This is a genomic window from Microbulbifer sp. 2205BS26-8, from assembly GCF_030731025.1.
In the GTDB taxonomy this organism is placed as follows: Bacteria; Pseudomonadota; Gammaproteobacteria; order Pseudomonadales; family Cellvibrionaceae; genus Microbulbifer; species Microbulbifer spongiae.
This window is the reverse complement of record NZ_JAVAMR010000027.1, coordinates 39676-52195: the sequence shown is the minus strand read 5'-3', so window position 1 is coordinate 52195 and position 12520 is coordinate 39676. Positions and strand designations below refer to the sequence as shown.

Below are 12520 nucleotides of genomic sequence, written 5' to 3'. Positions count from 1 at the left end.
GTTCCCATGGTTTAGTCCCCCGTCTCCTAATTATACGGGTGGACCACTTCAAGGGGGGTGGACCAGAAATCTCGGAGGTTAATATCCGCTCCACCATTCGGAGGTTAATATCCGCTCCACCATAGAGGCCCTGTCCGGCTTTATCAACCGCTACTACACCACCTCAACAGGTGTCGATGGGGCTGAGTGGATCAGGGATAAATGGCAGGCGTTGACCAGTGCGCGCAGTGATATCTCGGTGCAGCTCTATAGCCACAGCTGGGCGCAGCCTTCCGTGATTCTTACCATTCACGGTCAGGTTGACCCCGAAGGGATTGTGGTGCTTGGGGCGCACCTGGATTCCACGGTTGGCTTTGGTACTGGGGAGGGGACCCGGGCTCCCGGTGCCGATGACGACGCCTCGGGTATTGCAGCACTGACAGAAGTCATTCACGTCAAAGCGACTACGGGCTACAAACCGGATAAAACTCTGGCGTTTATGGGATATGCAGCAGAGGAAGTCGGTTTGCGCGGATCCGGAGATATTGCCAGTGATTACCAAAGCCAAAACAAGGATGTGGTCGGTGTTTTGCAGCTGGATATGACCAATTATTTTGGCTCCTACAGCGATATCTATATTGTCGACGATTATACCAACAGCGCCCAGAATACGTTCCTCAGGGATCTTGCCCAAACCTACCAGAGCGAACTGAGTGTTGGCAGCACTTCTTGTGGTTACGCTTGTTCAGATCATGCATCCTGGCACAATCGGGGCTATGTGGCGTCCTTCCCGTTTGAAGCCGGTTTTGGTGGCTACAACCCCTATATTCATACCTTGAACGACACGCTTGCCAATAGTGGTGGAAATGCAAACCATGCCGTGAAGTTTGGCAAGCTGGCTGCAGCTTATGTCGCGGAACTGGCCAAGGGTACGATCGGCGATGGTCCGGGTCCCGACCCCGACCCGGAGGAGCAGACCGAGAATTTCTCCGGTAGCGTGGTGCGGGGAGCGAGGAGCATTTCGGGCCATTCAGTGCGGTGCCAGGTACGGGCTTTATCGCGGACATGACAGGAACCAATGACGCCGATCTCTATGTGCGTTTCGGAGCGGCGCCCACTGCGCGCGACTATGACTGCCGACCGTACCAGGATGGGTCCTCCGAAAACTGTACGTTATCGGTGCCCGGTGAAAAGCGTACAGTTTATGTGCTGGTGCGGGGTTACAGCCCCAGGAATTCCATTTTTGAGCTGCAAGTCACCTATACGCCAGAATGATGATGAGTAATGAAACGGGTTCAACTTGAGAAAATGGTGAAGCTTTTATTTTCTGATGTTGATGCGTAAGGATTGGCACACTTGTCATTTCAAGTCTATCGACAAGTGTACCAAATTTTGACATAAATCAATCGCTAGGCCATGATTTGCGATCTGAGGGCCTTGCTGTTCACTCCGGTGGGGGATAACCTCACCAAATACAGCGCTCTTGGCGCCGAACAGAATTTTTAGCAATTGGGATTGGCTGGTCGTATCCCACAGGAAATTAAGGTGCTTTTTTTAAAGAATTTCTGAGGTGTTTGCGCGCAAAATTACCTGTTGCGCACCGCGCCCCTGTGGTATCCAGTGGTGTGCTGTTCGAATTAATAATGAAAAAGAGGATGGACAACATGCAAGCCCATTTATTGAAACCTTTGTCGCTGGCGGTCGCTGTCGCGCTTTCCACGTCATTTGGCAGTGCTGTTGCGCAGGAGCGGGAAGCGCAGCCTCCCGAAACTGATAACCGCACCCTGGAGGAGGTCATCACGACCGGTACCCGCAAGGAGGGCGTTTTACCAACAGAAACCCTCTCTCCGGTGGATGTGGTGGGTGGAGCGGATCTGGCCGATCAGGCCAGTTTTGACCTCACGGAATCTCTGGCAAAAATTGCCCCGTCCTTTAACACCCAGCGCTTTCCGATTGCCGATGGCACGGCGTTTATTCGCCCCGTAACCCTGCGTAATCTGTCGCCAGACCAGACGCTGGTTCTGGTCAACGGGACTCGTCGGCACCGCTCTGCCCTGGTCAATTTACAGCTGGCTCCACTGGGTACTGTGAATCAAGGAGCCCAAGCAGTGGATTTTGCTGCGCTGCCTGCCATGGCGATTGAACGAGTGGAAGTATTGCGCGATGGTGCCTCGGCCCAATATGGTTCCGATGCCATCGCAGGTGTTGTCAATGTGATTTTGAAAGAGGATGCGGAGGGTTTCAGCCTCTCCGCCCAAACCGGTGAGTACTTTGAGGGGGACGGCACCCGAACCAGTCTGGCGGCCAACACGGGACTGAATCTGTGGGATCAGGGCTTTGTGAATGCCTCCGTGGAGATATCCTCTGCGGATAAGACCTGGCGCGGTGCCGCCCATCCCGATGCCGTCTTTGTAGGAAGCATTGTTGGCGAAGACCAGGTGCCACTGGATGGCCTTGGCCAGCGCTGGGGTGATCCGGAGGTTGAAGCACTCAAATTCTTTGTCAACAGTGGGTTGGATATCAGTGACAGCATTGAGCTGTTCGGACAATTTGGCTATTCGGGCAATGATACTATTTCCGATTTTTTCTACCGCGGCCCGGTGCTAGACTCGGAGCATAAGTTCACCGCCCGTGGTACCCTGCAGGTAGATACCCCCAACGACCCCGACGATCCCGACAGTGTCGACTATCTTCCGGACCCGGCGCCCCAGTCGTTGATTGATTATATTGAGGGACAGGGGTTGAATCCGGCCGACTATCTGGTGGCCGACGCCTCCAGCCTCAGCGGCTATGTGTTGCGCAACCCCATCTACACCCAGTTCCCCGGTGGCTACAACCCGCAATTCGGTGCGGAGATTCGCGATATCTCCGCGGTTGCCGGCGCTCGCGGTGTACTGGATAACGGTCTGTCCTGGGATGTGCGCGCGCGGGTTGCGGAAAACGAGGTGGCCTATGTGCTGAAAGACTCCATCAATCCCAGTCTCGGCCGGCTGTCGCCCACCAGCTTCAAACCAGGTACACTGACCCAGGAGGAGTCCAGCCTGAACGCGGATTTCGTACAATCCATGGAGATCACGGGACTCTTTTCGCCACTGAACCTGGCTTTTGGTGCCGAGTGGCGTGAGGAGACCTACTCCATTGAGGCAGGGGATGCCGCCTCCATCGCGGTGGGACCTACCGCGGCGCAATTTGGCGTTGGCTCAGATGGTTTCCAGGGCTTCCCCGTGGAGGCGGCGGGTAGTTTCAGTAGCGAGAGTATCGCGGCCTATGTTGATCTGGAAGCGGAGGTTACCGAAGCGCTGACACTGGGTGCCGCTCTGCGCTTTGAGGAGTTCGATGTGTTTGGCTCCACTTCGGACTGGAAGCTCTCCGCCCGCTACGATGTCAATGAGCGCTTCGCCCTGCGTGGAACCGTTAATACCGGGTTCCGCGCACCCACCCCCGGCCAGGTCAATACCCTGAACGTCACCACCACGGCGGATTCCAGTGGCAACCTGATTCCCAATGGTACCTATCCGGTCAGTCACCCGGTGGCGGTGGCCCTTGGTGCGGTTGAACTGAACCCCGAGGAGTCTAAAAGCTATACCCTGGGTGCGGTTTTTTCACCGTTTGACAGCACCAGTGTCACTGTCGATTACTACCATATCGAAATCGAGGATCGCCTCGCCCTGCGCAATAATGCTATCGGAGATGCGGAGGTGGCGTTGCTGGAAGCGGCCGGGGTGGAAAATGCGGTGTTGCTAAACGGCAGTAATGCCAATTATTTTGCCAATGCTTATGATTCAAAGGTATCCGGGATCGATCTGGCTATCACCAGTGACTTTGAAGTAGCTGGCAATCTGTTAGTCGTGGATCTGCGTCACAATCACAATCGCCAGAATGTGAGCAAAGTTGTGCAGAACACGATTGATGCATCGAGGGTGTTCGACCTGGAAAACCAGGTGCCCAGTGATCGCACGACCCTGACCTTCGATTTTGAAACCGGTGGAATGTTCAGCAGTTATTTGCGCCTCAACCGCTACAGTAGCTGGGAGTCCACTGGCGGTCTTTTTGGGCCTGGAGATGCCACGGATACTTACAGCTATGGCGGTGAGCTGTTGGTAGATGTTGAAGCGACCTTTACCCTTTATGAGAATTACAAACTCTCAGTCGGCGGTGAAAATATTTTTGATGTACAACCGGATAATGAACAGGATCCCACTTTGCAATTTTTGGGAGTGCGTCAGGCGCTCACATCGCCGTTTGGTTTTAATGGCGGTTTCTGGTACTTACGCGCCAGTGCGGATTTTTAACTGCATTAGTTGCGCAACATATGGGGCCTTGCTTACGGTGGCTGGATGGTGCCTCAAAAGCCAGCTGCCGTGACTTGCCCTGGAAAAATTAACCCGGCATATTTGCCGGGTTAATTTTTGCTGTAACCCGCGTATTTCTCCCGATTACCCTGTGGTCCCGCCTGCGGCTATGCGTGCATTGAAATCCAAAACCAGTTGTGGCTCGTCGGTAAATACGCCATCCACCCCCTGTGCGGCCAGTAACACCAGGTCATCGGGGGTATTGACGGTAAACACGTAGTGTTTAAGGCCACGCCGTTTGATATCGGCGATCAGGTCCGTATTGATAAAATCGACATTGCTATGCAGGGAATAGGCTCGCAGGGGAGCCGCGCAGGCGGCGAGGTCCAGCGGAATGCCACTGAGCAAAACACCACGGCGCACTTCCGGTAGCAGCCGCAGGCATTCGTACAGTTGGCGGTGATCAAAGGAGGAAACGATATAGGGATCAAAGTTGGTGCCTTTATCCTGAACGAAAGAGCGCATTTCCTCGACAAAGAGCGCGGCACAGTTGGGCCCCTTAAGCTCGATATTCAGTTGCACACTATCGCCCACCAGTTCCAGAACCTCCCGGAGAGAGGGAATAGTGCCGCCACAGGGCAGCGGTCTCTCGCGCAGTGTCTCCGGGCGCATATCCGTGATCAATTCACTGCCGGCAATCAATCGCCCAAGGCGCCGGTCGTGTTTTACCAACAGTTGGCCGCCGATATTCCAGACATCCACTTCGATGCCTCCTACAGCCATTTCCAGCGCATGGCCGATCGCCTGCAGGGTATTTTCGCTGGCCCGCTGCTGGTAACCGCGGTGGGCGAAGCAGAAGAGGGTGCCTGTTGACATGGATAGTAGAGTCCGCTCAGAGAGTTTGCACCAGCCTGCCATCGGCATATTGCGATGGAGTGACAGTTACTAGCCAAGTTTATTCATTCTGATAGTCAACCGGCATAAAAACAGGTATCAGAGGTATTTGGAAGGCACTACAATGCTTCGGGTTTGAAGTTCCCTATGGATGTGCCTGCAGACGGAATTCAGTCTCCAGCCAGGGCCCGGTAGCGGCCGCGGTGGAAGACCAATGGTTCGCCACCAAAAGCGGTAAACTCCAGCACGGTCCCCAGCAGGATCGTATGGTCACCACCCTCAATACACTGAGCCCGACCGCAGTGGAAGTAAGCTGCGCACTCCTCCAGGCGGGGAATGCCATTGGGCCCTTCATACCAGTGTATCTGACCGAACTTATTGCTTCCGCGCCCGGCAAACAGGTTGGAAACATGTTGTTGGTCGGCGCGCAGCACATGTACGGCAAAATGGTCGCGGGTGGTAAATGCCTCGTAGCCGAGTGACTGTTTATCGATGCTCCAGAGTACCAGGGCCGGGTCGAGAGAGACGGAGTTGAAGCTGTTTACGGTCATGCCTGCCGGCTGACCGTTGATATCTCGCGTGGTAATCACCGTGACGCCGGTTGCGAACTGACCCAGCGTATCGCGCAACCGGCGGCTTTGCTGGGCAGATGGGGTGGGAACTGGGTTTCTATCTGTCGTCATGTGGGGGGTTGCTTGTACCAAACCTGTGCGAGGACGCCATTTTAGGTCAAAAGTGTCTACATTGCGCGTTTTGCCTCGAATAGCAGCAAAAGAAGTCTGGTAGTCGGTTGTGCTAAGGTCCCCTCATTATGGGTTGACACTCTCTGCTGAGAGGTTCCCGTCGAGTGATTGCTGCTCCTGTCAGGGCAAATCCCAGCAGCTGTCCTGTGTCACTGCGGAATTCTGCACAGACCCCTGTAGCATCGCAATCAATCTGCCAATGACCCCTGGCGTCCGGATGGGGCGGGCATACGGTGGTGGGGCGCAGAGTGGTTTTGACCGCGACCGGTATCGAGGCGTAATGCACGGCGGTAGGCTGGTTGCTGAGTGTCTTTGCCAGTGCGCGTGCGCAGGCCATCAGTGGCGCGACAAAGAAAAGCAGATGGCCGTCCACTTCAGCGCAATCGCCGAGGGCGTAAATGTGTGGGTCGCTGGTTTGCAACTGCCGGTCAACGGTGATGCCGTGATGGACTGCCAGCCCCGCGGCTTTTGCCAGCGCGGTGTTTGCCTGCAGCCCCAGGGCGGCGAGCACGATGTCTGCCTCGATGGTCTGGCCATTGTCGAGCTGGGCCAGAAGGCCACGGTGGCGACACAGTAGTTTCCGTACCGAACGGTCGCAGTGGAAGCGCACTCCGTAGCTCTCCAGGGCGCTTTGCAAGTCGCGTCCAGCTGCCTCTGGCAGCAGGGAGGCCAGCGGCCAAGTCAGAGTGTCTACCAGATCTACAGAAAAGCCAGCTTGCACCAGATCGTTGGCAAATTCACAACCGATCAGGCCCGCCCCAATGACAAGTACCCGTTTGCGCCCCACCAGTGCTGTGCGAAAACGGTGATAGTCTCTCAGGCTGTTGATACGGAACAGGTTGGCGTGGGCGTCACCCTCAATACGAGGCAAGGGACGGCAGTGGGCCCCGATTGCCAGTACCAATCGGTCGTAATGGATTTCCGCACTGTGGTCTGCCGATTCCTGTTGCAGCGCTAATGCTCTGGTGCTCGGGTCGAACCCAGTCACGCGGGTATGCACCAGGATTTCGGCTGCCAGTTCACGGGCCATGTCCTCAGCACTGCTGGTGCCCAGCTGCTGCGCAGTTTGGCCATGGGAAAGGGAGGCGGACAGGAGTGGCTTCGAGTAGAAGGTACCGTCATCACTGGTGATTATCAGCAAGGGGGTATTTCTGTCGAGTTTGCGAAACTCCTTCGCCAGGCTGTAGCCGGCGAGGCCGGTACCGAGGATAACCAGTGGATCGCCACTTGGCTGTTTCTCTGTGGTGCCGGGTTTTGCCTGCGATGCTCTGGTTACCAGCACCATGTCAAACGCCTCTTTACTGGCGCCGCACTGGGGGCAGCGCCAATCCTCCGATATCTGTTCCCAGCGGGTACTGGCGGCTATAGCTTGGTCGGGGCAGCCTTTGGCTTCGTCGTAAACCCATCCGCATACCATGCATTCCCAGATGCGGGTTGCAGTAGCGGCTTTGGGTGGGCTGGCGGGAGGGGTTGGGGGTTGTGGGGTATTGTTGCGCTTCACCTCAAGCATGGTGAAGTCCCGCTTGCTGGCACCGCACTGAGGGCAGCACCAGTCCTCGGGAATATCTTCCCAGCGGGTCCCTGGTGCTATGCTGTCCTCGGGCCAACCCCTGGCCTCATCGTAGATCCAGCCACAGTTCTGGCATTCCCACACTCGGTACTCGACCATAGTCGCTCTCCTTTCAAGCCACAGAGCCGCTGCCGCCACAGGGTAGTCGGGGGCCGGGCCCATTGTATGGCCAAAGGCGAGTGGGGGTTAAGCGTGGATGTCGTTATTCTGTATTGCGCTGGGCAATGTTGGTCAGGGCATTCTGATAGGTATCGGAAATTTCACCGGGATGACTGACAGAGACTCCCAGATCGTGGACCAGACCATCCTTGAGACCATAGACCCAACCGTTCACAGAGAGCTGTTGCCCCGAGCGCCAGGCGTCGTGCACTATAGTGGTCTGGCAGACGTGAATCACCTGCTCAAGCACATTGAGTTCGCATAACAGATCGGTGCGTTGATGTTGCTGGAACAGATTGATAAGGGTGTAGTGCTTGTCACGGATATCCTGAATATGGCGTAGCCAGTTATCGATCAGTCCAAGCTGCTCATTGTGCAGGGCAGCCTGAACACCGCCGCAGCCGTAGTGGCCGCACACGATAATGTGCTTTATACGGAGGATTTCAACGGCATATTGCAGTACCGACAGGCAGTTCAGATCGGTGTGCACCACCAGATTGGCGACATTGCGGTGGACGAACAATTCTCCCGGCAGCAGATTTACGATTTGATTGGCGGGTACTCGGCTGTCCGCGCAGCCGATCCAAAGATATTCTGGAGTCTGTTGTTCCGACAGTTTAAGGAAGAAATCGGGATTTTCCTTCCGAGTTGCCAGAGACCATTGTCGGTTTTTTTTGAGTAGATGATCGAGTGGGTGCAATGGGGTTATATCCTGAGATGATCAATTGGTCTCAGGATAGCGGCTTTGTCCGTGCAGGCCAAGCGTGTCTGGGCCGGCAGGGCTATTAAACGAATGCCGCTTCACTGTCGTGTATTGAATCAATCCGGTAACCTGTTGGAGTGCCGGATCAAAAAGCAATCGCGAAGAAAAAAAGAAAACTGCTTTTATCATCGAAGAGACACAAGACGTACGGCAAAGTCCGAAGACTCCTAGAAGAACCAGAGATGTATCTATGGCATTAGCTACCCCGGAGGTTGTCTCCGCAATCACTATCGCCCTGGCGGCATACACAGACAGTCGCCATGCTGCAGATATGCTCGCGCTTATGGATGAATACTCCCGCCACCCCTTTGGCGGTGGGGTACCTCTGCCGGATCGATGCCGGGCCGAGTTGCCGGCAAAACTGGCTGCTTTCCCCGGTGCTTTCAGTGTGCTCGCCTACAGCGGCGATCAAGCGGTGGGTCTGGTCAACTGCTTTACCGGTTTTTCTACTTTTGCTTGCCAGCCCCTGGTCAATATCCACGATGTAATCGTTAGTGAGCGCCTGCGTGGCAAGGGGCTCTGTGCAGAGATGCTGGATTTAGTCGCTCGAGAGGCGAAAAGGCGGGGTTGCTGCAAGATGACAATGGAGGTCTTGGAAAAAAACCACACCGCGCAGCATGCCTATCGCAAAGCCGGTTTTAAACCCTACACCCTGGATGAAGAATTTGGGCAGGCAGAATTCTGGCAGCGCTACCTTTGAGGTGGGTGAAACCCGCAGAGGGAGAGGCGGATGGTCGGTTTGGGCCTAGAGGTGTGCGCCTTTGGGCACAGAGGTACTCTGTCTGCAGCTGCACCGGTAATCGAAGGGCAGGTGTGGTCGCGGTTATTGGAATACTTTACAGAGATTCAGTAATCGTATTGGGTCCGCTTCAGTACTTTTTTCCCTTTTGGTACAAGCGCAATCACAGCACAGATGGCGATCAGGCAGACACTGGCCAGCAATCCCATGAGCGGCTGCTGCGGTTGCTGTGCATAGAGCCACCCACCAATGCTGAATCCGATGGTATAACCAGCGGTATGGAGCAGTGACAGCAGTCCAAATAGCCTGCCGCCCCGTTGCCGTGGCTGGCTTAAAAGGGCATTGTAGCCCGGTACAAGAAATGCTATGCCCACCACAAAAACCAGCAGCCCAATGGCTGCGAGGATGCTGCCGAGGGTTGTGGACAGCAATAGAGTACCTGTGCACAGGGATGTCACACCCAGCATAAAACTCAGCTGCGGCGCCTTGAGCCGGCGCACCAGTCCCACCTGCACAAGGAAACCACAGATTGCCGCGACAGCCAGCAGCAGTGCTGTTGTGGAAGAGGCGCTCAGAGCGCTGAGGCCATAGACATCCTGCAGGGCCGGTCCCATCAGTATCTGCAGCTGACCCACGCTGGCGGTGCCCAGTAAAGCAATGGCAAAGAGTGCCAGCACACAGGGGGGCGGTAGGGAATGTTGCACTATGTCCGGCTGCAACATATCCGGTTCGGGCTTTGGCAGCCCCATGGTCAGCAGCAGTGCGCCGAGGGGCAAAAGTATCAACCAGGCCAGCGGCCAGAGACCGCCGACAATCAGGGCTGGCAATGCCAGCAGAGGTCCCAGCCCGCGGCCCAGATTCGCTGCGGCACTGAGTCCGGAGAGTATCGACAATCGCTTTTGCTGTTCGCCCAGCGCCACCGCCCATGCCTGGCAGCAGGGGTAAATGGCTGCAGCATTCAGCCCGTACACAATCCGGCTTGCCGCCAGAGCCAAAAAAGCCGCACGTTCTTCCAGGAAACCCAGCGTCATGGAGACCAGCAGGGCGACGAACAGGCACTGGGCGATCAGGGAGCCAGCCAGCCCCGCCAACAAAACCGGCTTGCGACCGATTCTGTCGCTCAGTGCGCCCCAGAGGGGGCCGGCGATCATCAGGCACAGAGTGCCCAAGGCAACCAGTGCGCCAATACTGGCCAAACCCAGACCGCAGTGCTCAATGATCAGGGGGATTAGGGTGATCAGAATTACCTGGCTGGCGCCCTGGCTAGCCACGATCCCGTTGATCCTGTGAAGATGGGGGTTTAGCACATTCGGAATTCCGTTCGTTCAGATAGTGAAATACAGAGTGGAGCCCAGGCTTCACTCTGTGCGGAGAATCACAGTTAGCCAACTTTCTTATCGGCGCACTTGCAGTGTGGCAAATTTACCTGCATGATATTTTAAATGCAAAATATTCTCATTTGTATTTAATTTAAAAAGATCCATCAGTATGTCCAATGCCCATTCCAGCACGGTTTCGATCGACCGCGTTGCCCATCAGATTGCCAGCAATCATCCGCGTAGATGTACAGATGGCTATTCGGTGGATAAGTCTGCCGAGAGACTATCGGGCAATTGTTTTTTCAATGCGCTGTTGCGTGAAACCGGTTGCGGCGACTGGCACGAGCGAAGTGAGGTATCCCTTCCCGATGGGATCAGGGCACCGGCTGTCCGTATCCCACTTCCGGAGAGCGCTACCGAATTGTGGGTGAATGTTGCCTATCGCAGTGGGTGTGGCAGGCATCAATTTGCGTTGCCTGTAGTATGGCGCAGAGGCGATGGTGCTTGCTCAGTGATTGACCTGGCCCGAACTGCAGATGTGGTTGCGAGTGAGCCGTCATTTTTTCCCGGTGCGAGCAGGGCGTCCCGCGTGCAGTTCGTGCAGCGCGTCACTGCCAGCGTTGAGAATATGGCCCGGGCGTTGCGCGCGCGCAAGGCCGATACAGAGCGTTTGTTCACGCATCCCCTGACTTTCTCCGAGGCAGAGCAGGGGCTTTTGTGCGGTCATTCCATCCACCCGACACCCAAGAGCCGCGACCCGTTCACTGATCGGGATGCCGAACGCTTTGCGCCGGAGTTTGGCAACAGTTTTTTTCTGCTGTGGCTGGGAGTGGACCCAAAATTTTTGTGTGGCGCCAGCGGTGCCGAATTCAGCGAGAGGCAATTTGCCGCTCTGGTACGCGAGCGTGACCGCGGGCCCCGAGTGCCGCGTAAATGGATTCCTGTACCGGCGCACCCCTGGCAGTGGCAGCGTCTGCGCCGCGAACCACGGGTAGCCGGGCTGCTTGAAAATGGAAATATTGTGGAGCTGGGTAGCGGCCTGGTGCCCTGGCGTGCGACTTCCTCACTGCGTGCTGTTTACAGTACACAGAGCCCCTATATGCTCAAATTTTCTCTCAGTCTGCGTCTCACCAACTCGATACGTACGCTGCAGCCTAAGGAGATGGCGCGTGGTCTGGAAGTTCTGAAGGTGCGCGATACCCCCGTAGGGCGCGAATTTTCCAACCGTTATCCCCATTTTCAGGTACTGGCGGAGCCGGCCTATCTGATGCTGAAAGACGGTGGAGGTGCCCCGATTATCGAGAGTCTGGTGATGTTCCGCGAGAACCCATTTCGCGGGCAAAATGCCTCAAATACCTGTCTACTTGCGACTTTGACCCAGGATCACCCCGGAGGGGCTCCCTGTCGTGCGGCGCGGTTAATTTTTCAACTGGCGGAGCAGGAAAAAATGTCCGCTGCAGTCGCCTCCCGGCGTTGGTTTACTGCTTTTCTGGATACGGTGATAGAGCCGCTGCTGATCGCCCAGGCCGATTTCGGTATTTTGTTTGGTGCTCACCAGCAAAACCTGATTCTGTCTTTTGAAGGCAATCTGCCTGTAGCGGGTTACTTCCGAGATTGCCAGGGCAGTGGTTACAGCCAACTGGGAGAAAAACTGTTGAAACCCCACTTGCCCGATCTGGCCCGCAAGAGCGGGAATGTCATTGATGAACAAATGGCAAATCGCCTCTTTGTTTATTACCTTATTATCAACAGCTGCTTCGGTCTTATTTCTGCGCTTGCCGCTGCAGGACTATTGACCGAGCGGGAATTACTCGGCCAATTGCGCAACCGATTGCAACTGCTCCATGACGGGCAGCGGCGGGATCGCAGCTGTCTGGATTATCTATTGCGTGCCCCAGTGCTTTGGTCCAAAGGCAATTTCCAGTGCGCAGTTATCGGTATGAATGAAACCACCAGTGATGACCCCCTTTCCATTTATCACACCATGGAGAATCCATTGATCCATATCACCCGGCGCGATTCCGCGCAGGGTTGAGGGCCTGGATCGGAGAAAACACAAGGA

General features: G+C 55.7%; 10 protein-coding genes. 5 read left to right on the top strand and 5 right to left on the bottom strand.

Translation table 11 applies throughout. From position 1 onward, the window contains the following. Nucleotides 1-211: 211 nt before the first annotated feature. The 3 genes from Q5Y71_RS10670 to Q5Y71_RS10660 all read left to right on the top strand — a co-directional run bounded on the left by Q5Y71_RS10670 (nt 212) and on the right by Q5Y71_RS10660 (nt 4271). On the top strand, nt 212-1048 hold the full coding sequence (locus tag Q5Y71_RS10670) for a M28 family peptidase (protein WP_306042154.1): 837 nt from the start codon (nt 212-214) through the stop codon (nt 1046-1048). Next, a complete protein-coding gene (locus Q5Y71_RS10665) occupies nt 1045-1254 on the top strand; it encodes a PPC domain-containing protein (RefSeq protein ID WP_306042153.1) in 210 nt (69 codons plus the stop codon). The genes Q5Y71_RS10670 and Q5Y71_RS10665 overlap by 4 nt, the downstream gene beginning before the upstream one ends. A gap of 380 nt (nt 1255-1634) precedes the next feature. Then, on the top strand, nt 1635-4271 hold the full coding sequence (locus Q5Y71_RS10660) for a TonB-dependent siderophore receptor (protein WP_306042152.1): 2637 nt from the start codon (nt 1635-1637) through the stop codon (nt 4269-4271). Between the two features lie 144 nt (nt 4272-4415). Here Q5Y71_RS10660 and Q5Y71_RS10655 read toward each other — a convergent pair whose 3' ends face one another. The 4 genes from Q5Y71_RS10655 to can form a co-directional block, all read right to left on the bottom strand. Next, entirely contained in the window at nt 4416-5147 is a 732-nt protein-coding gene (locus Q5Y71_RS10655) for a glycerophosphodiester phosphodiesterase (protein ID WP_306042151.1), read from the bottom strand. Nucleotides 5148-5335: 188 nt separating this feature from the next. After that, entirely contained in the window at nt 5336-5848 is a 513-nt protein-coding gene (locus Q5Y71_RS10650) for a flavin reductase family protein (protein ID WP_306042150.1), read from the bottom strand. 112 nt (nt 5849-5960) lie between these two features. After that, the gene (locus Q5Y71_RS10645; protein WP_306042149.1) at nt 5961-7577 is read right to left on the bottom strand and encodes an FAD-dependent oxidoreductase; all 1617 of its coding nucleotides are present in this window, start codon (nt 7575-7577) and stop codon (nt 5961-5963) included. A 103-nt stretch (nt 7578-7680) separates the two neighbouring features. Next, the gene (gene can, locus Q5Y71_RS10640; protein ID WP_306042148.1) at nt 7681-8337 is read right to left on the bottom strand and encodes a carbonate dehydratase; all 657 of its coding nucleotides are present in this window, start codon (nt 8335-8337) and stop codon (nt 7681-7683) included. A 253-nt stretch (nt 8338-8590) separates the two neighbouring features. Between can and Q5Y71_RS10635 the strand changes: the two genes are divergently transcribed. After that, nucleotides 8591-9100, top strand: a complete 510-nt coding sequence (locus Q5Y71_RS10635; RefSeq protein WP_306042147.1) for a GNAT family N-acetyltransferase — start codon at nt 8591-8593, stop codon at nt 9098-9100. Nucleotides 9101-9246: 146 nt separating this feature from the next. Here Q5Y71_RS10635 and Q5Y71_RS10630 read toward each other — a convergent pair whose 3' ends face one another. Beyond that, nucleotides 9247-10410 carry an MFS transporter gene (locus Q5Y71_RS10630; RefSeq protein ID WP_306042146.1) on the bottom strand — a complete coding sequence of 388 codons (1164 nt, stop codon included), beginning with the start codon at nt 10408-10410 and terminating at the stop codon, nt 9247-9249. A gap of 217 nt (nt 10411-10627) precedes the next feature. Between Q5Y71_RS10630 and Q5Y71_RS10625 the strand changes: the two genes are divergently transcribed. Continuing rightward, complete coding sequence (locus Q5Y71_RS10625; RefSeq protein WP_306042145.1) at nt 10628-12493, top strand: IucA/IucC family siderophore biosynthesis protein; 1866 nt, start codon at nt 10628-10630, stop codon at nt 12491-12493. The last annotated feature ends 27 nt before the right edge of the window (nt 12494-12520 follow it).